Below are 24,276 nucleotides of genomic sequence, written 5' to 3'. Positions count from 1 at the left end.
GTAAAATTTTACCTATTCCCCAATCCCCAACTCTTCTTCATTTTGAATTTTGAATTTTGAATTTTGAATTGATTCGTCCCCAATCCCCCTATTTCCAGCTATGATCTTGATTAATCTCAATGACTAAATCAACTAGAGAAGGAGATTTTGTTAAGGGCTTGATGAATAATTCGGGATGTAGCGATCGCCAAAAATAATTGACGAATTTTTCAATTTCGGAATCTGTCATACCAGATTTACCCGATGCAATCATTTGTCGTTCGGCTTGCTTGCGCCATTCTACAGAATAACGGTAATCTATGGGGTACAGTACAATGAGACTATCTAGTCTTGCCCATAAGGGTAAATATTCACTTAATCGCTGATTCATTTCGCGGGCAAATGCTTGATCTGCATCTGTAAAAATCGGTGCTGGTGCATGATCAAATAATTGTGGATCGATAGGACGCACACCCACAAACCATCCTTCAAATAACAGAATATCAATCCCAGGGACAACTTCTGGCTGAGTGCGATCGCCTGCACCATTGTAAGCAGATTTATCGAAGCGGGGTATAGTTACAGTTGTTTTTGCCTGTCGGACTTGTTCTAAAACATCGATACCTAAGTTTACATCGTGTGTTCCTGGCGGCCCACGCCAAATTAAGCGGGGATCTGCTTGAGTTAAAGCTAGACGCTCATCATAAGTTTTATACAAATCATCTAGTGATAAACTCGCGCTCCGATACCCCATTTCTTGGAAAATCAAATCCAGAACTTGGCACATCGTCGTTTTACCAGTTCCTTGACTTCCTAAAATTCCTTGAATAAAGGGACGTTGTAGTTGTTGCTTTTGCGATGCGATTTTCATCGCTAGAGGTAGCCACCATTCCCACAATACAGGTAGCATAGGTTCACAAGGTCTATGCAGACGATGTTGGCAAAATTGACTAAATACTGGTAATACAGATTGTAAAAGCTGCGATCGCTCTTCAATAACTTGCTCTACATTATCTGAGTTGATCCCAAAGGCTTTGGCTTTAGCAACATCGTTTAAAGCTGCGGCTTGTAAAGCTTTTTGTCCACTTGCAGTTCCAATTATTTGTAACCACTCATTCATCATGAACCCAATTTAAAGGCTTCAATAAACAGGCTATAGGTAAAACCCACTTTCAGGAGGTTCACCACCTCTACCCACAAAGCGCGCCTAGCAAAAAAACTCTGACTATAAAATATTCTGCTTGTCACCTCTGTCAAAAAGACTAATACTGCCGCTATCCAAATGTCTATTTCTGCCCGTTGTCCTGCGGTAGTAGAAATTGCTGTCCCCAAGAAAAAGCCAAACAGAAAGCTAATCAACAGCAGCGACAGCCTTCTCCAAGGATTAGCAAACCATTGTCCCAAATTTCTAGCAATGGTATCAAATAAGTTGTTAAGACGAGTGTTTTGCATTGGTTAGTCAATAGTCATTAGTCATTAGTCATTAGTCATTAGTCATTAGTCATTAGTCACTACTCATTACTCATTACTCATTACTCCTTCTTCTCCCTTGTCTCCCCTAAACCCCTACACAAAAATGATAAGCTGTACGATACATTAAAATATGTAAATAATATTCTCTAGCTATCTCCAGTAGCTTGAACAATGTTCCCTTGTGACTCAAGTTACCAAACTACTATCAATTCCTGTGGCTATTTATCCGAGGAAATACGCGCTTTATGTATCATCTGTTGGGCTTTGCTATGATGATGCTTGATTTAAATTCCTGTATAATCACGCTTGTACACATTTTTGGCGTAACTAGCTCAAGTAATCCCTAAGACGGATTATACTTCTGCCAAATGATGTTTATGATACAGTGATCAACAGAATTCTACGAGAGTCTATAGTAGGCAAGTAGAAAAATTTCCTCGAACGCAGCTAATGATAATAGGCTAGTATTTGGTCAAGCCTAGACAAAATCATTATTTCTAAATCAATATCAATATGAATTCTTCCGTGTATCGTAATGCTGCGATGACAGCTTGCTGCTTGGGATTGCTGGGGCTACTGTTGGGATGTCTAGACATGAGTGTATCTTTTGATGCAGGTAATATTGATACACCTTCGTCAGTATCTACTGAAGTCATCCCACCAAATCAAGATTTAGCATCTCCTGTGGCTTCTACAGACAGTAGTTCTCAAGCTAACTCTAACCCCAGTGTTTCTAGTCAAAAGTTAGAACAAAACACCAAAAAAACTATTTCCGTTTTGACATCCCGCCAATCGGAAAATAATAATACTCAGCTTTTAGGTGATTTACGTATGAGCAATCAAACAGATCAGCCTGTGCGATTAGCTCTATTGGCTCGACAGTCAAAAAGTAAGGGTTCTGTGAAACAGACAACAGATGTTCCTGCTCATTGGGATTTTGATCCCCAAGAAGGGAGTGCAAAAGGACTAATTCTGTCTCTACCCCAGGGTAATCTCAAAGTTGAAAAAGGAGACATTTTAGTGGCATTTGCTCAAGACGGTTCTCGTCGTTATTGGGGGCCGTATGTAGTGGGGGAAACATCTTTGCCTACCTGGGATGCTCAAAAGCGAGAATGGGTATTGGTGCTGACTAGCAATTAGGTAAGCTGTTAGGCATTTAATTTACACATTGAGGCCGCAGAGGGGCAGGGTGTAAGGGAGAGGTTTTACAGCTTTTGCCAACATGAAATGACAATGATGCAAGTTAAATGACAATTAGCTCAAAGTCAAAAAAGTCGAGATGCTCAAGAACAAAATTTAGTCATTCAACGACTACATGAGTGTTAACTGTTAACTTGTTGTACGGGCGGGTTTAATAGTGAAAAGTGAGCAGTAAACAGTAAACAGTGAATAGTTATCAAGTAACTGATAACTGTTTTCCAGGGTAAATATCTACCAAAACCCACCCCTACTGACTGTTAACTATTGACTCTTGCGGGTGACGCTCCTGCGTCGCTAACGCTGCGCTAACGATAGTTGCTTTCCGACGCAAGGCGACAGGAACGCACTATCTCACTATTGACTATTGACTACTGACCATTGACTATTGACTAATGAAGTTGAAATTGAGCTTAATCCACGCTATTGAGCAGTGGCTGAATAAGATAGTAAAACGTCCAGCCCTTGCTGTGACTGTGGCTATTCTGTGGTTAGTTGTGATTGGTTGGTTGGGTTATGGTTGGAATTTAGGCAATGTGGGCTTAATTGATGAAACTGAGCCACTATTTGCCGAAGCCTCTCGTCAAATGCTAGTCACAGGAGATTGGATTACTCCCTATTTCAACGGTGAAACTCGGTTTGATAAACCTGCTTTAATTTACTGGTGTCAGGCGATCGCCTATGCTGTAGTTGGTGTCAATGAATGGGCGGTACGTCTGCCTTCTGCTTTAGCCGCAGTCGGTGTGATGGCTTTGGTTTTTTACACTGTACAGTGGGCTTTGCAGCCACAAAATAAGTCTGATCCCAATTCATCCCTCACCTATCCCTATGTCACAGCAGCCGTTGCAGCCGCCGTTACAGGACTTAATCCCGAAATGATTATTTGGGGTAGAACCGGCGTTTCGGATATGCTACTAACTGGTTGTCTCGCTTCATCTTTATTGTGCTTCTTTCGGGGATACGCTGAATCAGAAACACGGAATAGAGAAATAGATGAAATTCAGCTCCATTCCCCATTTTCATTGCCTAATAAATGGTATTTGGCTTGTTATGTATTGATTGCTGGTGGAATTTTGACGAAAGGCCCGGTAGGAATTGTGCTACCAGGGTTGATTATTGGGGTGTTTTTGTTGTATGTCGGGCAATTTTGGGCAGTAGTACGGGAAATGCGCCTATTCTTGGGGTTAGGAATTATTTTTGTCTTATCTGTCCCGTGGTATGTGCTGGTAATTTGGCGCAATGGCTGGAATTACATTAACTCTTTCTTTGGTTATCACAATATAGAACGCTTCACGGAAGTAGTTAATGGTCACTCAGCACCTTGGTATTTTTATTTTCTGATTGTGCTGCTATTGTTTGCACCATACTCAGTGTACTTGCCGGTGGCGATGGTGCGACTCAAGTTTTGGCAGCGATCGCATTGGCGCACTCAAACCCGTTCTCAACAATTGGGTTTATTTGCCTTTATTTGGTTTATTACTATTTTTAGCTTTTTTACCATTGCAGTTACTAAACTACCCAGTTATGTCTTACCTTTGATGCCAGCAGCCGCTATTTTAGTGTCCCTCTTGTGGGGTGATTTTTTCTCAAGTTCTCAAAATAAAGTTAACAATTATCCCCTGTGGTTGTTGCAAGTGAGTAGTTGGATTAATGTGGTTTTTTTGTCTGTATTGTCAGTAGCATTATTTCACCTACCTCATTTAATAGGACAAGATCCAGCCGCACCTAATTTTCAACAAAGTCTTCAAAATGCTGGTTTAGCCGCAATGGGTGGCTGGATTTGGCTATTATTTGCCGTCATTTTTGCCGTGTTAATATTACGTCGCTATTGGCAATCCATAGTTGGGATGCAGTTGTTAGGATTTGCGGCATTTTTAATTATTGTTTTAATGCCGGCTTTATTCTTAATGGATCAAGAACGTCAATTACCTTTGAGAAATTTATCTGCGGCTGTGGTGCAGTTTCAGCAACCAAAGGAAGAAATTATCATGGTGGGCTTTAAAAAGCCGAGTGTGGTTTTTTATAGCCACAAACAAATGAAATTTATTAAACTGACTCAGGATGCTACAGAATACATCAAAGATATAGCCAATAAATCAAATCTACCTCCTTCTATGCTGCTCTTAACTGAAAAAAGAAATTTTTTCAAAATGGATTTACAGCCAGACACTTACGAGAATTTAGCCATCAAAGGAGCTTACCAATTAACTCGCATTAATTTCAAAAAAATGAAACCACAAAAGTTGGAGATATCTTAGTCAATAGGTGAGGGGGCTGGGGACTGGGGATAAAAGCAAAAGGCAAAAGGCAAAAAAAGAAAAGATTATTTTGCCTTTTTACTTTTTCTGGTATTGGGGATTGGGAATTTTAGATTTTAGATTTTCGATTGAATAGATTTAAAATCCAAAATTGGGATGAGCAATACCTTAAGATTTTTCCTGTCGTACTTTGAGTTTTAAAGATTGATTTATTTGGTTTAAGAGTTCTTCCATTGAGATCGAACGAGGAACGATTTTAGTGGCGATCGCATTTAAAATATCTGCTATTGATTGCAGATCATTTTTATCCTGAGCAGTTTTAGTGCGGGAATTAAGTGATGACCGATGTAACCTTTGATCAATGACTACAACTGGTGGTAAATCTAAGGGTAAATCTTGCAAGGTTTTTAAAGCTTTTAATACTTCTGGATGGATAGCAGCATTGCCTAAACAAATTAGTAATAAATCTACACTTTGATGACGCATTTGTTGTAAAACTTCTGCCCAACAACGGGCTATTGTCGCTTTGAATCCGGCTGTTTGCAAATATTGAATGAGGGCTTGAAACCATTCTGTACCTCTTTCGCTATTTCCTGGGTTGACAGAGGAATTTTTCTCCCTGTAAGCTTTGACCGGTTTGCGTTTAGTCTGTGGTAAATCCTGGAGCATGGTTAAATCTACCACTAAAATGTTTGGGGGATAGCAAACTCCAGAGGCGATTTGCAAGACAGACAATAAGGTGTCTTTTTGACTGTTGCTATCGTCTTGATTGAGTGGTGTTAAACAGGGAAATACTGACAAACCAGGAATTTGCGATGCGGTGAGGGTAGTGTTAACATCGCAAGTTACTAAGGGTAAGCTAGCTAACCGAGGATGCTGACTGAGTTGTTGTAAGTAAGTTTGGGCGAGGGAATTATCTACATCTAGTAAAACGACATCAAATTGCCAGACTCTGGCTAGTAGTTCAGCTTGATCTAAATCATCGACTTCAATCACCCGATGTTCTTGTAATGAGGAATGGGGATTGATTGATTGTGCATCAGAATCAACTAATCTAAGAATTCTTAGGGTTTTATGGGGTGGATTTTCTTGACTATTGTTAATACTGGGTTGTTGGTTTTTGCTTGGCGCACACAGTTTTTCTAACAAAGGTGTTAGAGATTGGGCTTCTACTGGTAAACTCAAAAAACCATCAGCTTGATTAGCCAGTGCTTGTTCTTTGTCTGCACCAGTAGCTGTGACAATGACGGACAAATGACGTAAGGCGGGATCAGATTTGAGTAATGTGAGGACATCCCAACCAGATAGCAAGGGTAAGAGAGGATTTAAAAATATGGCTTGTGGTTGTAGGCGACGGGCTTTTTCTACGGCTTCTGTTCCAGAACGGGCGATAACCACTCGATAACCGTGATTTTTGAGTAGTTCGGTTAAGTCTTGAATGTATCTGGCGACGGTTTCGACTATTAAAACTAAGCGTTGAGAAGAAATTGCTTGAGGTTTCCCGCTTGGACTGACACGCTGGAGATTTCCCAAGTTATCGCTGTTATTTACTTCTGTGCTTCTGGTTTCAGATTCAACAAAACCGGTGCTGGGTGGACTGGGTGGTAAAAGTAGAGTAAATTGGCTACCTTTACCTTCTTGAGATAAGAAACTGACATCACCACCGTGAAGACGCGCTAAAGCCCTGGTTAAGACTAGTCCCAAGCCTGTACCTTCAAACTGACGCGTTAAGGGGTTTTCTAGCTGTTGGAATTTCTGGAAAATTAAGTGCTGTTGATGTTCGGGAATTCCGATCCCTGTGTCCCAAACGGTAAAAGCAATCCATCCTTCCCAAAGATTGACTCTCAAACCGATTTCACCAGAGATTTCTGTAAATTTAAAGGCGTTGGACAATAGATGTACCAACATTTGACGCAGGCGTAATTCATCGGCGGTAATTGACTCTAACCCTGGTTCAATAGTCATTGTAAAGACAGGTTCTGATGACCGAGGGGGAGATTTTTGGTTTGTTGAGGTAGTTTTGCTGGTTTGGCTGTGAATAGCTTTGGCTTCTGCCAAGGCGCGATCGCAAACAGATTGTATATTTACAGGTGATGGGGTCAACTCCATTTGTCCCGTTTCCATACGGGTGAGGTCTAAAATATCGTTAACTACACTCATCAAATGGCGACCACTTTGATGAATTAAGCCTGCATATCTAGCTTGACGTTCATTGAGTTCCCCTAATTGCTGATCTACTAATAACCGCGATAGTCCCAAAACGGCGGTCAAGGGGGTTTTGAGTTCATGGCTAATACAAGCTAAAAATTCATCTTTTAAGCGGTTGAGTTGAATCAAGTCAGCATTTTTAGCTGATAGTTCTTTATAAAGTTGCTGTTGTTCGGTGACATCGGTGGCTGAGACTAGCCACAAGTTATCATCCTCTATGGTTGTGGCTGATTCGGAGTGGGGAAATTTTAAATCTGGACTATCTAGGGGAATTTTGGTAAATTGCCAAATCCGTTCTTGACCACTCTGCACTTCTACAATGCAAGTACAAATACCAAGGCGACTGTCTAAAAAACAACGACCTCCGGTGGAAATGCTATCTGGTGATGTTACTTGTGAGTTAAGGGGTTTGAAACCAGGTAACTCAGTGATGGGTAAGGTTTCATTTTGCTGGAAAATCTTACCGTAGCCACGAGCATAAATTTTGGCAGCTTTGGGGTTGGCGTATTCTGGCTGTTTGATGCGGGTAGCGGCTAAAATCGCCTCAACTTGTTGCCTAATACCTTCGGGATCTTTTAATGTGCCTAATTGTTGCCACCATGCCAGATTTTGCGTTAACACCAGACCTGTGCTAGTTTGCAACATTAAAGGCCAAGGTAGTTGTTCTAATAATTGTACTAGTGATTTGTATCCTTGGGGTTGGCGATGGGGCGATCGCGATCGCCTGACTCTACTGTTACTGACAATGGTGCTATCTTGATGTGTTGATGCTGGGTGGTTGTGATGGTAATTCATGGCTACTTGGGCTTTAGCCAAGGCGTTTAAGAGGCGCACACTATTGAGTAGTCCTAAAAACTTCCCATCCCCATCTACTAAGACTAACTCTAATGCGTTGGCTTGGCTAATGTGATAATGCCACCATGAACTCAATTGCTCTACACAATAACTAGCTGGTAATATTTGTATTGGCTCAATGACCGTTTGACCCAATTGCGAGATTGGTTGTTGTAAATAATTTGCAATTTGCCCATCTCCAGCATTGAGCATAACCTGCTGCGTTAACCGCGCCGAGTGAAGCACCCCGATGGGACAATAGTGTTGATTGACTATGATTAAGCGATCGCACTGCTTCTGCTCAAACATCTCCAGCGTCTCTGCCAGAGTGCTGGTTTCCCAGCAACTATTGCCAGTTGCTAGAAATTCATAAAGCGGATTCTGTAGCATTGACATACGGCTTGGGGGGTCATTCTTCTTGTGAACGCCTCTGGCTTCACCATCAGCGCAGGGGCAAATAGCGATCGCGCCTGAAGCAGTATTCTTTCAGAAGACTCATATCAGCGATCTTGTCCAGCTTTTTTACTATTGAATTAATGGCATAGGTTCTCTGGAACAAAGGCGTTTCATTTCAATAGTCAGCCAACTGCGGCCTGTTACTCCGACCACGTTCAAATCTCTTTGAACAACCATGAATACTTCGCCACTGGCATTTTTTGTTTTTCATCAATAGCAACAGCTAAAACAATTATGCCTTCAAAGATTCGCTTTAGAACCTTGAGGAATTATAATTATTGAAAATGCGACAATACTTTAAGTTCGTTTAAGTATCTTATCAAGGAGTAAAATAGAAAATCCTTATTTAGACAGATATACATATGCAAATCATAAATTAAGTTATGTTTTTCTTCGGCAACTAAACTGAGATACTAACCAGCTATCCTGACCTTTCTCCCAATTTTCCCACCCGCCAAGTGATTGTGATTGCCAGAGGAGCCGATGATCTATACATAATCTTGCTCTAAATTCTTGAGTGAAGACTTACGTAATTGCCATCAATGACTAACTGCACCTGTCATCTTGCATAGTGATTAAAGAGAGATATATAAGTATGTAAATGCTACTACCAATCTTGATTCTCCGACCAAATGTTAAAAAAAATTTAGATCAGTCAACCCACACAATAGCAAACAACTCTCGATTAAATGCGTGGTTATGGGATTTTAGCGGCTCTCTAATTTTAGGGGTCGAAATCACATATCAGATTTATTACTGCCTCAAACGGTTATATCTCACAATTAATGAAAACTTTACTAGTAAATATCCCTATGCCTTTGCCGACCAACAGCAAAAAATACAGCAGGTTTGTCAGCACATGAATCCAGAAGTTGACCGACAAGTATTGTTGCAGCAACTCAAATCAGATTATCGAGACATTCTCATTAATTACTTTACTACAGACAAAGCACTCAAAGAAAGAATCGATAAATTTATCAATGCAGTATTTTGTGCTAATATTCCTGTGCCACAAATTATAGAAATTCATATGGAACTAATTGATGAATTTTCCAAGCAGCTACAATTAGAAGGGAGGAGCGATGAAACATTACTAGACTACCGCCTTACTCTCATAGAAATCCTAGCGCATCTATGTGAAGTTTATCGGAGTGCTATTTTTAAATAGATATACATCTTCAATTCCCCTCATTTATCATGTGAATTTTTAACTTTTCTCTGTATGACAAAAGCCAGAAAAACCTATGTTCTCAAGCTTTATGTAGCAGGGAACACGCCGAATTCAGTCAGGGCCCTCAAAACTCTTAAAAATATTTTAGATCAGGAATTTCAAGGCATTTATGCCCTGAAAGTCATTGATGTATTAAAAAATCCGCAATTAGCAGAAGAAGATAAGATATTAGCTACCCCAACACTATCTAAGATTTTGCCGCCGCCCGTCCGCAAAATCATCGGTGATCTTTCAGACCGAGAAAGGGTATTGATTGGTTTAGATCTGCTGTATGAAGAATTGAATGAAGAAGATTGGGAAGAGCAAGACAATCTTTAAACTTCTAAAAAAACGATTAAAATCAACAACATTTAATAATTAAGAATCTGGGTGCAGTACCCATTTATCAAGCAACAATGAGCGATAACGAACAACAAGCAGCAAACCCTATATCGAGTGCTGGTGTGGAAAAAATCCGCACCATGATTGAAGGCTTTGATGACATCAGTCACGGGGGTTTACCAGTAGGTAGAACGACCCTAGTCAGTGGCACTTCAGGGACAGGGAAAACACTATTATCTCTACAGTTTCTTTATAACGGCATCACCTATTTCGATGATCCAGGGGTATTTGTTACCTTTGAAGAATCCCCTAGTGACATCATTAAAAATGCTCATATCTTTGGCTGGAATTTACAACAGTTAATTAACGAAGGTAAATTATTTATTCTCGATGCGTCTCCAGATCCTGAAGGTCAAGACATCGTAGGCAATTTCGACTTATCCGCTTTAATTGAGCGGTTACAATATGCTATTCGCAAATACAAAGCGAAACGGGTTTCTATCGACTCCATCACCGCCGTATTTCAACAGTATGAAGCAGTAGGAGTAGTCCGCCGGGAAATTTTTCGCTTAGTAGCGCGCTTAAAGCAATTGAATGTCACCACAGTGATCACTACAGAAAGAAGTGAGGAATATGGCCCTGTAGCTTCCTTTGGTGTAGAAGAATTTGTTTCTGATAATGTGGTGATTGTTCGCAACGTTTTAGAAGGAGAACGTCGCCGCCGCACCATTGAAATCCTCAAATTACGGGGAACAACCCACATGAAAGGAGAATATCCTTTCACCATTACCAATGAGGGAGTAAATATCTTCCCCTTGGGTGCGATGCGCCTCACCCAAAGATCATCCAATGTCCGTGTTTCTTCTGGTGTCAAAACCTTAGATGAAATGTGTGGCGGTGGTTTCTTCAAAGATTCAATTATTTTAGCTACCGGTGCTACAGGTACAGGTAAGACATTATTAGTCAGTAAGTTTTTACAAAATGGCTGCGTTCATGGTGAACGAGCCATCTTATTTGCCTATGAAGAATCCCGCGCTCAATTATCTCGAAATGCTTACTCGTGGGGCATTGATTTTGAAGAATTAGAACGTCAGGGATTACTCAAAATTATTTGTACCTATCCAGAGTCTACTGGTTTAGAAGATCACCTGCAAATTATTAAATCAGAAATTGCTGAGTTTAAACCAGCACGCATCGCCATTGACTCTCTTTCGGCTCTAGCTAGAGGAGTCAGCAATAATGCTTTCCGGCAATTTGTCATTGGTGTTACAGGGTATGCCAAACAAGAAGAAATCACTGGTTTCTTTACTAACACCACCGACCAATTTATGGGATCACATTCCATTACAGATTCCCATATTTCCACAATTACAGACACAATTTTGATGCTACAATATGTCGAAATTCGTGGAGAAATGTCGCGGGCAATCAACGTATTTAAGATGCGGGGATCATGGCATGATAAAGGTATTCGTGAGTACAATATCACTGCCGACGGCCCAGAAATTAAAGATTCTTTCCGTAACTATGAAAGAATTGTGAGTGGTGCGCCTACCCGCGTTAGTATTGATGAAAAGGCGGAACTTTCTCGCATAGTTAGACGTTTTGAAGATAAACAGGGTTCCGATTCCTAGATTTGGTATCGTACTATATTCCTACTTTAATTTAGTATCGTGCTATATTCTGTTGTGAAGAAAAGTTTTCTGCCGCCAGATTGATTTTCGTGTGAGGGGATGCGGTGAAAGGACAACAATTACTTTATAGTTTCTGTTTTTTACCTGGTGTAACAGCAGCTGTATTGGCAACTCAACCAGCTGTGGCTGAGGGCGTGAAGGTAAGTAGTGTACAATTAGCTTCTTCTCCTAGTGTTTTGACTGCTAACGATAGTCAAACCTTGGTAGCAGACAATGCTCAGACACAACTACCAAAAGATATAAATCCAGATTTCTCCCAGTCCACTGAAAAATCTGATTTATCTGAAGTTAATGCAGCAGATTTAAGTAGTAAGAGTAATGCAGTTGGATTGACAGAAAATACTGGTATTACTAACGAACAAAAATCATCCCAAAAGGAAGTTAAAATTGTCAGTCTGTCACCTAATCGCGATTGGATTCAAAGGCTCAAGCAGAATCGGTTAACAAATAATCAAAAGCCAAGTAACTTAGCTAGTAATCAACTAGAGTTAGTCACATCTGTAGCACCTGCAACTAATTCTCTATCCAAACTAGCCGCAGCAAAAAATCTCAAAACTCAGTTACCAATAGCATTACAAGCATCTGTTCAAGGTGCAGGTGCAGCTCAACTGTTGGCAGCCAATAGTTGCTCACTACAACCAGGAACTGCGGCAACGCTGATTTTAGCGACTAATTGTCCCCAGTCTCAATGGTCAAGTAAGCAACTTGCACAAAATAATCCTGATCTGGCACCATCTCCTGTGGAGTCAGCACCAGCAACTACGCCTGCGCCATCTCCTGTGGAGTCAGCACCAGCCACTACACCTGCACCGTCTCCTGTGGAATCAGCACCAGCCACTATACCCGCACCAGTCAATAACGGTGTGGAAGTACCAGCTAGTCTGACTCCCAAGTCCAATCCCCTGCTCTTTCCTACGCAAACTCAGGAAGTGACAACCCAGGAAAATCAGCGTATTACTTTAGAGCAGGCTTTAGAAATCGCACGGCGCAATAATCGAGATTTGCAGGTGTCGTTGTTGGAATTAGAAAGAGCGCAAGCTTCTTTAAAAGAAGCACAGGCAGCTTTATTTCCCAGTGTGTCTGTAAGTGCTGATATTACTCGCAGCCAATCCGCTAGTTCCCAACTTAGTGTAGAAAGGGCTGGAGGCGGTAACGATGAACCAAGTACAGATTTCACCAGTCAAGCACAGTTAAGCTACGACATCTACACATCAGGTAGACGCAACGCCGCCATCAAAGAAGCAGAAGAACAGGTGCGTTTTAGTGAGTTAGCTGTAGAAACCCAATCCGAAGAAATTCGGCGGAATGTGGCTACAGAATATTACAACTTACAGCAGGCAGACGAACAGGTTCGCATTGCCAGATCAGCAGTAGAAAACTCTCAAGCCAGCTTACGAGATGCGGAAGCATTAGAAAGAGCAGGGGTAGGAACAAGATTTGACGTATTGCGATCGCAAGTTAACTTAGCCAACGCGCAACAAGAACTCACCAGTGCGATTTCTCAACAACAAATCTCTCGTCGCACCCTAGCAACTCGCTTGAGTTTGCCCCAAACAGTCAACATCGAAGCTGCCGATCCCGTGCAAGTAGCAGGACTTTGGCAACAGTCCTTAGAAAGTAGCATCATCCTAGCTTATCAAAATCGCCCCGAACTCCAACAACAACTAGCACAGCGCAACATCAGCGAACAACAACGCAGACAAGCACTAGCTAACCTGGGGCCACAAGTCAGCTTAGTAGCAAACTATAACTTACTCGATCAGTTCGATGATGATGTCAGCGTCACCGATGGTTATTCCTTCGGAGTCAGAGCCAGCTTGAACATATTTGACGGTGGTGCATCCAGAGCCAGAGCAGCTCAAGCCAGAAAAAATATTGCGATCGCCGAAACTCGATTTGCCGAACAACGCAATCAAATTCGTTTTCAAGTTGAGCAAGCTTACTTCACACAGCAAGCTAACCTCAACAACGTCCAAACTGCCAACACAGCTTTAGAACAAGCCAGAGAATCACTACGCCTAGCGCGTTTGCGGTTCCAAGCTGGTGTAGGAACACAAACAGACGTAATTAACGCTGAAAACGAATTAACTAGAGCTGAAGGTAATCGTGTCACAGCGATATTAGATTACAACAGGGCCTTAGTTGACTTGCAAAGAGCTGTTACCACCAGAGCATTGACCAGAACAACCACCAGTCAATAGTTTTACTTGAGACAGCTTCATTTTTCGGATATGTCTTTTGTCGACACTTAATAGTGATGAGTGATGAGTTATCCAGACTCAGCACTCATCACTTAATTTTTTGGGGTGAATCAATATTGACTCAGAAATGACACACTAGAGATTATGGACTATTGACTAATATGTAAAAACTCATGACTACAGTCACATCCCAAGAAATTGCCACGTTTCGTTCTCAATTGGTAGATGATCAAGCAGCTATGGAAGCCTTGGAATTGATTGAGGACTGTGAAGGAGATTTAGAAGACGCAGCCATGACTCTAGCAATTAAAGCTGGACAAGAACCAGAACAAGCTAATTCAGAGTGGCTGGGCGACTTGGCGAAAAGGTGGCGTGCTGTCATTTGTGAACAACAATTTCGAGAAGACTTACAAAACGGTTCCATCAAAGAGATGATCGCACATCTCAAAACCATGCCCACATTTCCCAAGATTTTAGCCACACCAGTTTTGATGTACATCCTGAAGCAAGGTGTAAATAACTTCTGTGAACCAATGGATACGTTAAGGTAGGGAATAGGGAATAAGAGGCAGGGAGCAGGGAGAAATGGGGAAATTTTTCTCTCCCTTGCCCCCTGCACCAATTCCTCTTCTATGCCCAATGCCCAACAACTCCTGATACGCTGTTAATTAAGGCAAAACTTCATCAGAAAAATACTATTGATAGCATCAATGAATTACCTTGTGGCCGTGTTACCAGACCGTATCCAAGCTGAAGCTGCTTACTTAGCGTTAGAAAAAGAAGGCATAGACAGCACAATTTTGGGTAGAGGTTATAAAAGTGCCGATGAGTTTGGTTTAATTGATCCCAATGCTCAAGCCAAAAAACAAGCGCAACTTATGGCCTATTGGCTAGTACCATTTGGCTTTTTTGCTGGTTTTACTTTTAGTTTGATTACTGGTTTAGATACCTTCGCCTGGGCAGGTGAAATTGGTAATCACATTATTGGTGGACTATTAGGTGCTGCTAGTGGTGCAATGGGTAGCGTATTTGTCGGTGGCGGAATCGGCTTAGTTGTGGGTAGTGGTGATGCTTTACCCTACCGCAACCGTTTAGATGCCGGTAAATATCTTGTTGTAGTCCAAGGTTCGGAAACTCTCTCTCGCCAAGCTACTCGCATCTTAAGACAGTTTGAACCAGAGAATATTCAAGGTTACGCGGGTTAGGGATTGGGGAATGGGGAATGGGGATTGGGACAAGGGAGACAAGGTTGGAGTAATGAGTAATGAGTAATGAGTAATGAGTAATGAGTAATGAGTGCTGTTAGCGGTAGCGCGGCGTTTAGCCGGTGCTGAGTAATGAGTAGTGACTATTGAATGTTGACTAATGACTAATGACTATTGACTAATGACTATTGACTAATGACTATTGACTATTAATCATGTTGCCAAGAGAAGAATTATTAAAGGGTGTTGAAAATCGAGATAGTATAGCTCGTGTAATTGACCAAGCGGAACAGGCGATTAAAACTTGGGAAGTGGTGTTGACAGATTTTCTGTCACCTCCAGAATTAGCGGAAATGCAACGGGTATTTAATCGTTTAACAGAAGTGCAATTGTTACCTTGGGGTGGATATCCGCAGGCGGAACGTCAAAGAGTTGCGATCGCTCGTTCTGATTTACCCTTGGATCAATCTCAAGTTAGCTTAGTAGCACTAGAAATTGCTGGTAATTTTCTATTTGACTCAGCGACGCACCGCGACTTTTTAGGCGCGATGTTAGGAACGGGTATTGTCAGAGAAAAAACTGGGGACATTATTGTTTTAGGTGAACGCGGCGCGCAAGCAATAGTTGTTCCAGAGTTGGTAGAGTTTTTAACCATGAATCTTCAGCAGGTGCGTTCCGTTCCTGTGAAAACCCAGCCGATAGATTTGAGTGAGTTAAAAATCCGCGAACCCAAGAAAAAAGAATTAACTACGGTGGAAGCTTCTTTAAGATTAGATGCGATCGCTTCTGCTGGTTTTGGAATGTCTCGCAGTAAAATGGTAGACTTCATCGACGCAGGGGATGTGCGCGTCAATTGGAAAGAAGTCACTCAACCTAGTTCTCAAGTTAAATCCGGTGACTTAATCGCCATTCGCGGTAAAGGACGTTTAGAAGTTGGTGAAATCGCTGTCACAAAAAAAGAACGCTACCGCGTTCAATTAACTAGATATATTTAGGGAATGGGAAATAGGTAATGGGGAATATAACCAATGCCCATTCCCTATTCCCAATAATTAAGCTTTAAACTGACTTTCTAAAATTCTTACCAAAGTTTCTCGCGGTAACAATCTCGGCATATTCGTAATTATTTTACTTAAGAAACTGCCACTAACTGAGGTCGAGTCACCTTTTGCTAAAGCCTTTAAAGCATCATTTACTACTTCTTCTGAAGTAGATATTTTACTGGTTTTGCCAGTAAAAGCCGTGGGAAAACGAGCTTCAGTAAAAAAGTTTGTTTCTGTGGGGCCAGGACAAACCACTAAAACACGAACCCCATATTTACGATTTTCCGCCCATAATGCTTCACTAAAACTCAAAACAAAAGCCTTACTAGCAGCATATACCGAAAGGTATGGTATAGGTTGAAATGCAGCAATTGAGGCTACATTAATAATGCTTCCTGAATGGCGTTGTCGCATCAAAGGTAAAAACTTGTGAGTCAAATCCACCAAAGCCAAAACGTTTAATTGCACCATTTTGACTTGTCGTTCCCCTTCTGTTTCTGCAAAGTCGCCATAATCACCAAAACCAGCATTATTGATTAATAAATCAACAGTTAATCCCTTAGTTTTAGTAATATCAAAGACATCCGCCGCCGCATTTGGTTCTGTGAGGTCTTTAACTATCACTTCTACTTGGATGTTGTGTTGTAATTGTAATTCTTGAGCTAGCTGATGTAATTTTTCTGCTGAACGTGCAACAAGAACTAAATTAGTTTGACGCGCAGCTAATTCTTGGGCAAAGGCCTGGCCAATACCACTTGATGCACCAGTGATTAAAGCCGTTGACATTTTAGATAATCAATTTTTTCTTATAATACTTATAAATTTTAACAATACTTTTTAGGGGAGAAAGTCAATAGTCAATAGTCAATAGTCAGTAGTCCTTAAATACTTCTTCTCCCTTGTCTTCCTTGTCCCAATCCCCAATCCCCACAGTAACTGTAATTTACGTCACCCGTAGTGGGAATACTAAAGCTATAGGTTAAAGCTTATATTTACTTATAGCTATGTTAAACAAAATTAAATGGGTTGTGATTCTTTTAGGAGGTGCAGCCGGGGTGCTTTGGGTGGTCAATCTACCTTATCCGATGATTCGCTGGCCTGTTGCCAAAACTGTACCTATCCTGTTGTTGCCTAGTTATATCAACATGGATCATAACTACCGTGAAGCAATTCACAATTTAGAACAAGCAGACCAATTAATTAATCAATCTACTAGTCCAGCAGATATTGAACGGGGTGGGGAAAAGGTTAAAGCAGCAAAACGGAATTTGGATAATTTACCAGTTTGGTTTTTAGGATACTATCCGCAGACCTACTGCAATTTATTTGGTTGTACTTGGAAATTTACGGTAGATGAATTTGAAACAGCCCGTCAACGAGTAGGAAGAATAGAAGCAATCGTATTTCAAGACAAAAATGCTCTAGTTCCACTGTCTCAAGCTGAACAAACATTACAAGCCGCAAAGCAGCAATATCAACAGGCTACTAATACTCAAGATAGAGAGAAAGCCCTAGCAATTTGGCAAGAAGGAATAGACCAATTAGAACAAATTCCCCAACAAACATTAGCAGCCAAAACAGCAAAAGCCAAACTCAACGCTTACAAACGTGATTTTGAAAATGCGCGGGTTGGTAATTTCATCACAGCCGCACAGGAATTTGACTTAGCCGCCGAACAAGCCAAGCAAACTCAGCCAAAAGCTGCATCAGAATTATGGCAACAAGCTATTAATCGCATCAATCAAGTTCCCTTAGAAAATCCCCGTTATCTAGAAGCCCAAAAGTTATTAGTCAGCTACCAAAGTAAAATACAGGGTATTGTTGATCCTCGCAGTAGCAAATTAATTGATGGTGCAAAACAATTTGCGCTGGCGGCTGCTAAATTGGCTCAAAAACCGCCACATACAGAGACGAAATGGAAGCAAATTGCTAAATTGTGGTCAACAGCCATTGAGCAATTACAAACCGTTCAACTAGAAGATCCAGGTTATTTAGAAGCGCAGAAGTTGCTAGCAACTTATCAAACTAATTTAGGAATTGTAGAAACTCGACTGCAAGCGGAAATAGACTCACAATTGTCTCTGAAAGAGGCGAATGAGAACATTCAAAGATTGATTGCTACCCCTGCCTCTGAGCAACAGCAATTGCGATCGCAAATTCAAGGTATTATCAATCAACTAAATACAGTACAACCTGGGACAACAGCCTACGCAGAAGCACAGACACTAATATCGCAGGCAAAGAACAGACTTCAGCAGTAGAAATTTGTCAGCAAAAATATTTGCTTTACGAGAAATGTATGCTATATTGATAAATCGTGCAGCAAGGACGTATAGCTCAGTTGGTTAGAGCGCTACGTTGACATCGTAGAGGTCACTGGTTCGAATCCAGTTACGTCCATATTTTTTCAGTGATTGATTATTTATCATCGTGTGATTTAAAGTTTGATTTTGCCGCAACGGCAAAGCTATGCTTGAAAACAGTAACGGCAAAATCATGCCTGAAAAATTTTGAAAAAATCAATGTGAATTATCAACCATTTCCATTCGTACTGAAAGTTCACAACCTACTTAAAATAGATTGAACTGTTTTCTTATAGAATAGTCGAACCTTCTTATAACGAAAATAGCCGGGGTTACTAATCAGCTCACACACACGAGACTCGGTTGGATATTCTCCTGATTGATGGAGTGAGACAATAGCTTCTACAATTTCTTGACAACACTGCTCAATAGCAGCTAAGTGACACATACCCATATAATTGCGACGTTTAACGACAATTTGATGGGATAATAAAGGAAAATGTCTTGAAATAACTCGTCTATTAATTTTTAATTGTTTGGCTATCTCTGCAATTGTTGGTAATGGATCTTTTGCTTGAGATAAAATGCTGGTCAGGGTATTTTCAATATGATCCAAGTCGAGTATTTTGGGAGATGAACGTATTTTATTAGAATATTTCATGTCAAGCTTGAGATTTTGACAATGATTTGTTGATAGATTGAAATCTTGTGTGAAGAACTGAAATAAAGAAATTTTAAGATTATAACAAATTTGCAGTAAAGCAAATAAAGAGGGACAAGTTTTACCTGAATACCAACCCCAGAAAGTATTTTTAGGTATTTTGTGCATTGCAGCAAAAGCAGCTATATTATCTCCGCTAACTTTATGCACTACATGGGTGAAAGATTTTGGTATAAGCTCTTGAGTAAGTACAGAAGATAACTGATTTGCATTGGTAAGAAATTCTCCCAAATTTTCTACTATCCATCTCTCCCGATCAACTACTGAAGTTTTAGAATATCCTCCTAACCACTGAAAACATTGTGAACAATAGCCTAAAGTGGATTTCCAGTTTAACCAAAGTAATTGACTATGACAATGAGGACAATTTTGCACAAGAGTATGTTGATGTATTAAACAAATCTTGACATCATTGAATGACCAGAGTAATGGATCATAAATAAGTTGTTTCTTTTGTTTCCAGTGTTGGTAACATATTGGACACCAAGCTTTATGAGAACGTAATAAACCTTTTGTAACTAAAATGTTTGAGAAGGGTATTAATGTTAATAACTCTAGCTGATTATGCAAAGTTAATTTATTAAGAACATCAACAAAATCAGTAGCCATTATCCCATATCCATTTAAGGCATGAGAACGGTTAAAAAATGGTTTTAATCCTCTACTGGTAGAATTTTTAATAAAGGTTTGTTGTAAGAGTGGATTAACTATTCTTGATAGTAATATATTGACAAAAACCCCATGAGAATGAGCTAATCGTGTCACATAACTGGTTAAACTCTCAACCATAGGAGTCCCTATACCAATCGGTTCCAAATGATGTAAACGACTTCGCTCAAGCATTGGAAATTTCTCTGGACTCCATAGCTCATCCTCAAAGTAGGGTTGAATTTGGATTATGTCAATGTCCATGACGATGGTTTTTTGTTAAATAATCTAAATTTTTAATAAAAATTATACTTCGATAACCTGAGCTTTTGACTTAATTTACAATGTACTATTGTAGATAAGTAGAACGGCTTAAATAATTCACTCTATGTCATTGCGAATGAAACGAAGTAGAATGAAGCAATCGCAAGGGTTATACCTATTTTACAATCTGTTATATAGTTAGGTTTATTCTCACCGACTTACTTAAAATATTGGAATTATTTCAAACTTTAGTATCAAATTTTCTAAAAATTCTTAACCGTGATAGCCACAGCTATAAACAGTGAATATTACCTAGACCTAACCTTTAAACTTAGAGGCGCACCGATTCCTCTTGATAATGGTTATGCTGTCTATAGTGCTTTGTCCAGGATTTGTCCTAGCCTTCACGAACTAAAATCTATTGGAATTCATCCAATTACTGGAATTCCGACTAGGAACAATTTGCTTGAACTAACTGCTCAATCTCGTCTAAAAATTCGGATTAATCATCAACAAATTCCTTTAATTTATCCTTATTTAGCGGGTCAAGCTTTTCACATAGGTCAAAATTCTTATCAACTAGATATTCCCGACTACAAACCGTTAATTTCTTCAGAAAGTGTCTATTCCAGATTAGTGATAATTAAAGGTTTTCAAGACTCTAATAACTTTATTGAAGCTGTTCAAAGACAACTAGATAATATAGGAATACAAGGGAAAATTGAATTACTTACCCGGCAAGATGGAACGCCTCAAAAAAGACAATTAACCATCAATAAAGAAGAGAAAAAGTTTGAAATTCGAGGATTTGGAGTAAAAATCAGCGAACTCAACCCAGAAGATTCTTTAACCTTGCAAGAACAGGGGATTGGTGGGAAACGAAAGATGATGTGTGGAATATTTGTCCCAGCGACTCGCAGCAAGGAAGAAGAGGAAACCTGATTATGGTTGCTACCCAACCCAAAATTTCTCTATCTCTCGGTGCTGCGGATACGACAATAATACACAGGGTGGGAATGACGGGACTTTATATGACTTTAAAGCAATTAGAAAAGCAATATCCCTCATCTCGTCAACGGGGAGGACACATATCATGGTCTTTAACTGCTGATACTATTGAATTATTCTGGCAAGGAAGTGATTTTGTCGCCATATCTTGGTTAATTAATGAGTCTTTTCAATTAGATGATACAGGTTTAATTCATTTAGCAGGATTAGACAATAATGCAATAGATTTAACTCAAAAAATCCAGATTCATGAGGGAATGTGTGCTGTTTTTCTGCGTCTTAATAAGTTTTATCAAGCAGGAAAGCTAGTTAACACTGAACTAACGTTTGAAGAAAAAAAAGTCGAGTATCAATATAAATCCCTAACTTGGTACGCACATCAAACCTTTGCAGAGAAGTTATGTGATACAGATACCCAACAACTCAGACAGGATTATGTTCAAATAACCAGTTGGTTGTATTTAGGGGGAATTGTTCGCCATGCTAGGACGCAGAATACTACAAAACTGGAAGAAAAGCCTGAATACGCCTTAGCATTATTATTTGTACCAGTAGTTTGTCATTATTGCTTACTTCATATTCCATCAGAAGACTTGAAGGAAAAGAAAACCCATCGCTACTTGGTGGTGATTCCAGAAATCAAGGATTTTGAAGATGCTTCTCAAAGAAGATGGCGATTACAGCAATTAGAAACGAAACAGCTTCATGTTAGTAGTCTTGGTGAAGCTGGATTACTTTATTACAGCTTAGACGATATTCAGCCTCAAGGTGACTACTATCAAGCTTGTCAAGTTTGGTTATATGAAAAAATGAATAAAGATTCTCGTCAAAGAACATTGATGAGTATAGAAGAAATTAAAATCGATAAAAATACTTTAATCACTTATCAACAGATTCAAAAATATTTTCCAACTAATTATCAGAAGATTCAACCCAAGCAAATTTTTATTAAAGTGAATCCGATTCGCTCCCTGATTGCTGATAATTTAGTGAAAGGAATCCATTGGTGGTCTAATTTTTGGGAAAAATTGGTGATAGATGATTCACAAGGATATTTATTTAACCAGCTATTTTTCAACCGCGAAGGATTCATAATAATGGCAGAGAATAGTGAAGAAGACAAGCAGTATCTTATTTTTATTAAGGTATTTCAGCAAGCTATGAAGGGCAACTTTGCTAAAATGTATGCCAAAGCCCAGGAAGGGAAAGACCCTCCAATTAAGAAGAAAGTTGAACGGTTAAGGGCAGAGTTAAACTATTGTTATGATGAATTGTCGTTTAAGGAATATTTATCCGACTTTTTAGTAAGAGGGGGATTAAATAAGTATTTCAATCAGCATCAAGAAGAGATTGTACTACTAATTAAAAAAATACCTTGGCAAGAATTAAGAATTTGGTCTTTGTTAGCGATCGCCAGTTATAAACCCAAAAATAAACTCACCAAAATGAATGATGACTCAGAAGAAGAATGACAATAATATCCCCAATTATTATCTTTACGGAACAGTCCTCACTCGTTATGGTTTAGCTTCTTTAAATCATGACATGAGACGAGGAAATAAGACTACTCTGCAAAAAGGCTATTGGAATGGTAAAATTCATTCTTTCGTAGGTTCAAGTGCGATTCGTTGGGCTTTACGTTTTTATCTTCAACAGCAAGGTTATCTAGTTAATCGAGTTTGGGATGAAGATGAACATATTAATCGGTTAACAAGTGAAGATTTCGATCCAGAAGAATTTTATGATGATGATATTTTTGGGTTTGCTTTATTAGAGTCTGCTGAAACAGAAGAGGAGATTTCAACAACAAAAAGAAAAAAGAAACAAACAAAAGCCAGCACTCTTAATCAGCGAACGGGTGCTTTAGGGATGAATATGGCTGTTTCGCTAACGCCTTATGATGGTGCAGTCAAGTTAGGGGCAAAAAGTGGCAGAGACAAGGATAGTACATCGCTGCATTTCACAGAATATCATGCAACTCGATATCAATATTATTTTGGAATCGATGCCACTCATCTCAGAGATTTTTCGCGGATTTTACCTCTGATAGATGGCATTATGAATCTTCCCAAGGTAGGAGGAAGTAGTAATATTTTTAATTATCCTTTTTGTCCTGATAGTTTTGTATTTCAATGGACAAATAATTTGCCTTCATATATTTCTTACTGCTTTGAATATTGCGAGCCTAAGAGTAAGGAAGCAAGATTTACACAAGAGTTTATAGATGAAGTGGAATGCGGACAGATTGACCCTAGTACATTATGGATTGGGGGAACAATTGTTAAGGAGTTACATCAATTAGATAATTTTGATAATTCTCCTTTTAAACAGGCGCATATTTATCGTAATCGCAATGAACTGGCTGAAGCTTTGAAAGCAGTCATTAAAAGAGATTTGGTCTTAGAAGAATCAAAATGACTGCACCATTAATTCTCTATGTGGATGTTCCATTTGCGACTTTTCGGGAGTCCCATGCAAGGGAAATGGGAAAAACCTATCCTGTCCCTCCTCCAGCAACAGTGTATGGGATGTTGTTGTCTTTGGTAGGGGAAACGGATGTCTATCGCCACTGTGGGGTAGAATTGGCGATCGCAATGTTATCTAGCCCCAAAAAGTCGCGGATTTTGCGTCAAATGAGACGGTTTAAGAATGCTGATTTTAGTAATCCAGAGAATGTTATTCCCTGTTATCAAGAAGTTTTGTCTAATCTGAAGTGTTTGATTTGGATTCGTTCTGACGGGGAGAAGATAAAACCAAGTTTAAGGGAGAGAATACAGTTAGCGTTTGACCATCCTGAGCTAGTAAGACGGTTTGGTTGTTTATTTTTAGGTGAAAGTGACCAGTTGATTAAAACGATTAAACTTGTCTCCCAAGATTATCTAGAGGGGGTGAGACAGTGGGCGATTAAGGATAATCGAGGCAGGTTAACCTTACCCTATTGGGTTGACCATGTGGGGTCAAGAAATACCCGATTTTTGAGGTATCGGATTGAGGAAATGCCAAGCTCTCCACCTCCTGATTTGGCGTGGACGATGATTCAATCTCCAATTTGACAAGTATCTCTTATGGGAAAGGGAATTTAGGGTCAAAGAATGGCGGGAAGGTTTACACGGTAAGGGATATAGTAATTTAGGCAAGCAAAAAGGTGCTTGCCATTTTTGGGACAGTTTATCGGCACTGGGTTTGAGGGGCTGAAAGTAAGGGTAACTTTGGTAAATTTTGTGTTTTTGGT

19 protein-coding genes and 1 tRNA gene are annotated in these 24,276 nt (G+C 39.9%); 15 read left to right on the top strand and 5 right to left on the bottom strand.

Annotated elements, in window-relative coordinates; translation table 11 throughout:
- Nucleotides 1-88: 88 nt before the first annotated feature.
- Both CLI64_RS22315 and CLI64_RS22310 read right to left on the bottom strand, forming a co-directional pair.
- Complete coding sequence (locus CLI64_RS22315) at nt 89-1,099, bottom strand: glycerate kinase (protein WP_103139274.1); 1,011 nt, start codon at nt 1,097-1,099, stop codon at nt 89-91.
- Nucleotides 1,099-1,431: a DUF565 domain-containing protein gene (locus tag CLI64_RS22310; protein WP_103139273.1), complete on the bottom strand. Its 333-nt coding sequence runs from the start codon at nt 1,429-1,431 to the stop codon at nt 1,099-1,101. The genes CLI64_RS22315 and CLI64_RS22310 overlap by 1 nt, the downstream gene beginning before the upstream one ends.
- A gap of 534 nt (nt 1,432-1,965) precedes the next feature.
- Between CLI64_RS22310 and CLI64_RS22305 the strand changes: the two genes are divergently transcribed.
- Nucleotides 1,966-2,592: a hypothetical protein gene (locus CLI64_RS22305; protein WP_103139272.1), complete on the top strand. Its 627-nt coding sequence runs from the start codon at nt 1,966-1,968 to the stop codon at nt 2,590-2,592.
- A gap of 452 nt (nt 2,593-3,044) precedes the next feature.
- Nucleotides 3,045-4,907 carry a glycosyltransferase family 39 protein gene (locus CLI64_RS22300; protein ID WP_103139271.1) on the top strand — a complete coding sequence of 621 codons (1,863 nt, stop codon included), beginning with the start codon at nt 3,045-3,047 and terminating at the stop codon, nt 4,905-4,907.
- Between the two features lie 168 nt (nt 4,908-5,075).
- On the opposite strand, the gene CLI64_RS22295 is transcribed toward CLI64_RS22300, so the two are convergent.
- The gene (locus CLI64_RS22295; protein WP_103139270.1) at nt 5,076-8,345 is read right to left on the bottom strand and encodes an ATP-binding protein; all 3,270 of its coding nucleotides are present in this window, start codon (nt 8,343-8,345) and stop codon (nt 5,076-5,078) included.
- A 661-nt stretch (nt 8,346-9,006) separates the two neighbouring features.
- On the opposite strand from CLI64_RS22295, the gene CLI64_RS22290 reads away from it, so the two are divergent.
- The 7 genes from CLI64_RS22290 to CLI64_RS22260 all read left to right on the top strand — a co-directional run bounded on the left by CLI64_RS22290 (nt 9,007) and on the right by CLI64_RS22260 (nt 16,052).
- Nucleotides 9,007-9,573: a KaiA family protein gene (locus tag CLI64_RS22290; protein ID WP_103139269.1), complete on the top strand. Its 567-nt coding sequence runs from the start codon at nt 9,007-9,009 to the stop codon at nt 9,571-9,573.
- Nucleotides 9,574-9,627: 54 nt separating this feature from the next.
- Nucleotides 9,628-9,954 carry a circadian clock protein KaiB gene (kaiB, locus tag CLI64_RS22285; protein WP_103139268.1) on the top strand — a complete coding sequence of 109 codons (327 nt, stop codon included), beginning with the start codon at nt 9,628-9,630 and terminating at the stop codon, nt 9,952-9,954.
- 77 nt (nt 9,955-10,031) lie between these two features.
- Entirely contained in the window at nt 10,032-11,591 is a 1,560-nt protein-coding gene (kaiC, locus tag CLI64_RS22280) for a circadian clock protein KaiC (RefSeq protein ID WP_103139267.1), read from the top strand.
- A gap of 104 nt (nt 11,592-11,695) precedes the next feature.
- On the top strand, nt 11,696-13,852 hold the full coding sequence (locus CLI64_RS22275; protein WP_103139266.1) for a TolC family protein: 2,157 nt from the start codon (nt 11,696-11,698) through the stop codon (nt 13,850-13,852).
- Nucleotides 13,853-14,025: 173 nt separating this feature from the next.
- Nucleotides 14,026-14,403 (top strand): hypothetical protein, encoded by a 378-nt coding sequence (locus CLI64_RS22270; protein ID WP_103139265.1) that lies wholly within the window; start codon nt 14,026-14,028, stop codon nt 14,401-14,403.
- Nucleotides 14,404-14,562: 159 nt separating this feature from the next.
- Nucleotides 14,563-15,057 carry a hypothetical protein gene (locus CLI64_RS22265; RefSeq protein WP_103139264.1) on the top strand — a complete coding sequence of 165 codons (495 nt, stop codon included), beginning with the start codon at nt 14,563-14,565 and terminating at the stop codon, nt 15,055-15,057.
- Between the two features lie 215 nt (nt 15,058-15,272).
- Entirely contained in the window at nt 15,273-16,052 is a 780-nt protein-coding gene (locus CLI64_RS22260; RefSeq protein ID WP_103139263.1) for a photosystem II S4 domain protein, read from the top strand.
- A gap of 57 nt (nt 16,053-16,109) precedes the next feature.
- Here the strand turns inward: CLI64_RS22260 and CLI64_RS22255 are convergent, their stop codons facing one another.
- Nucleotides 16,110-16,886, bottom strand: coding sequence for an SDR family oxidoreductase (locus CLI64_RS22255; RefSeq protein ID WP_103139262.1), 777 nt, complete (start codon nt 16,884-16,886; stop codon nt 16,110-16,112).
- Nucleotides 16,887-17,104: 218 nt separating this feature from the next.
- On the opposite strand from CLI64_RS22255, the gene CLI64_RS22250 reads away from it, so the two are divergent.
- The gene (locus CLI64_RS22250; protein ID WP_103139261.1) at nt 17,105-18,361 is read left to right on the top strand and encodes a hypothetical protein; all 1,257 of its coding nucleotides are present in this window, start codon (nt 17,105-17,107) and stop codon (nt 18,359-18,361) included.
- Nucleotides 18,362-18,426: 65 nt separating this feature from the next.
- Nucleotides 18,427-18,500 (top strand) — tRNA-Val (locus CLI64_RS22245).
- A 159-nt stretch (nt 18,501-18,659) separates the two neighbouring features.
- Here the strand turns inward: CLI64_RS22245 and CLI64_RS22240 are convergent.
- Nucleotides 18,660-20,036: a TniQ family protein gene (locus tag CLI64_RS22240; protein ID WP_103139260.1), complete on the bottom strand. Its 1,377-nt coding sequence runs from the start codon at nt 20,034-20,036 to the stop codon at nt 18,660-18,662.
- A gap of 279 nt (nt 20,037-20,315) precedes the next feature.
- Between CLI64_RS22240 and cas6 the strand changes: the two genes are divergently transcribed.
- Genes cas6 through cas5 form a run of 4 tightly spaced genes read left to right on the top strand, consistent with a single transcriptional unit; the run spans nt 20,316 to nt 24,097 of the window.
- Nucleotides 20,316-20,978: a type I-MYXAN CRISPR-associated protein Cas6/Cmx6 gene (cas6, locus tag CLI64_RS22235; RefSeq protein ID WP_103139259.1), complete on the top strand. Its 663-nt coding sequence runs from the start codon at nt 20,316-20,318 to the stop codon at nt 20,976-20,978.
- 2 nt (nt 20,979-20,980) lie between these two features.
- Nucleotides 20,981-22,516: a type I-MYXAN CRISPR-associated Cas8a1/Cmx1 gene (gene cas8a1, locus CLI64_RS22230; RefSeq protein WP_103139258.1), complete on the top strand. Its 1,536-nt coding sequence runs from the start codon at nt 20,981-20,983 to the stop codon at nt 22,514-22,516.
- A complete protein-coding gene (locus CLI64_RS22225) occupies nt 22,494-23,462 on the top strand; it encodes a CRISPR-associated protein (RefSeq protein WP_103139257.1) in 969 nt (322 codons plus the stop codon). The genes cas8a1 and CLI64_RS22225 overlap by 23 nt, the downstream gene beginning before the upstream one ends.
- On the top strand, nt 23,459-24,097 hold the full coding sequence (cas5, locus tag CLI64_RS22220; protein WP_103139256.1) for a type I-MYXAN CRISPR-associated protein Cas5/Cmx5/DevS: 639 nt from the start codon (nt 23,459-23,461) through the stop codon (nt 24,095-24,097). The genes CLI64_RS22225 and cas5 overlap by 4 nt, the downstream gene beginning before the upstream one ends.
- Nucleotides 24,098-24,276 lie beyond the last annotated feature (179 nt).

The organism is Nostoc sp. CENA543 (genome assembly GCF_002896875.1).
Taxonomy (GTDB): Bacteria; Cyanobacteriota; Cyanobacteriia; order Cyanobacteriales; family Nostocaceae; genus Trichormus.
This window is presented reverse-complemented; position numbering and strand designations above follow the sequence as displayed.

Excerpts from the sequence above, each read along its gene's own strand:
- CLI64_RS22255 (WP_103139262.1), bottom strand. The coding sequence starts at position 16,886 with ATGTCAACGGCTTTAATCACTGGTGCATCAAGTGGTATTGGCCAGGCC.
- kaiB (WP_103139268.1), top strand. The coding sequence starts at position 9,628 with ATGACAAAAGCCAGAAAAACCTATGTTCTCAAGCTTTATGTAGCAGGG.
- CLI64_RS22310 (WP_103139273.1), bottom strand. The coding sequence starts at position 1,431 with ATGCAAAACACTCGTCTTAACAACTTATTTGATACCATTGCTAGAAAT.
- CLI64_RS22265 (WP_103139264.1), top strand. The coding sequence starts at position 14,563 with ATGAATTACCTTGTGGCCGTGTTACCAGACCGTATCCAAGCTGAAGCT.
- CLI64_RS22270 (WP_103139265.1), top strand. The coding sequence starts at position 14,026 with ATGACTACAGTCACATCCCAAGAAATTGCCACGTTTCGTTCTCAATTG.
- CLI64_RS22305 (WP_103139272.1), top strand. The coding sequence starts at position 1,966 with ATGAATTCTTCCGTGTATCGTAATGCTGCGATGACAGCTTGCTGCTTG.
- CLI64_RS22240 (WP_103139260.1), bottom strand. The coding sequence starts at position 20,036 with ATGGACATTGACATAATCCAAATTCAACCCTACTTTGAGGATGAGCTA.
- cas8a1 (WP_103139258.1), top strand. The coding sequence starts at position 20,981 with ATGGTTGCTACCCAACCCAAAATTTCTCTATCTCTCGGTGCTGCGGAT.
- CLI64_RS22250 (WP_103139261.1), top strand. The coding sequence starts at position 17,105 with ATGTTAAACAAAATTAAATGGGTTGTGATTCTTTTAGGAGGTGCAGCC.
- CLI64_RS22260 (WP_103139263.1), top strand. The coding sequence starts at position 15,273 with ATGTTGCCAAGAGAAGAATTATTAAAGGGTGTTGAAAATCGAGATAGT.
- cas5 (WP_103139256.1), top strand. The coding sequence starts at position 23,459 with ATGACTGCACCATTAATTCTCTATGTGGATGTTCCATTTGCGACTTTT.
- CLI64_RS22225 (WP_103139257.1), top strand. The coding sequence starts at position 22,494 with ATGATGACTCAGAAGAAGAATGACAATAATATCCCCAATTATTATCTT.
- CLI64_RS22295 (WP_103139270.1), bottom strand. The coding sequence starts at position 8,345 with ATGTCAATGCTACAGAATCCGCTTTATGAATTTCTAGCAACTGGCAAT.
- CLI64_RS22290 (WP_103139269.1), top strand. The coding sequence starts at position 9,007 with ATGCTACTACCAATCTTGATTCTCCGACCAAATGTTAAAAAAAATTTA.
- CLI64_RS22315 (WP_103139274.1), bottom strand. The coding sequence starts at position 1,099 with ATGAATGAGTGGTTACAAATAATTGGAACTGCAAGTGGACAAAAAGCT.
- CLI64_RS22300 (WP_103139271.1), top strand. The coding sequence starts at position 3,045 with ATGAAGTTGAAATTGAGCTTAATCCACGCTATTGAGCAGTGGCTGAAT.
- kaiC (WP_103139267.1), top strand. The coding sequence starts at position 10,032 with ATGAGCGATAACGAACAACAAGCAGCAAACCCTATATCGAGTGCTGGT.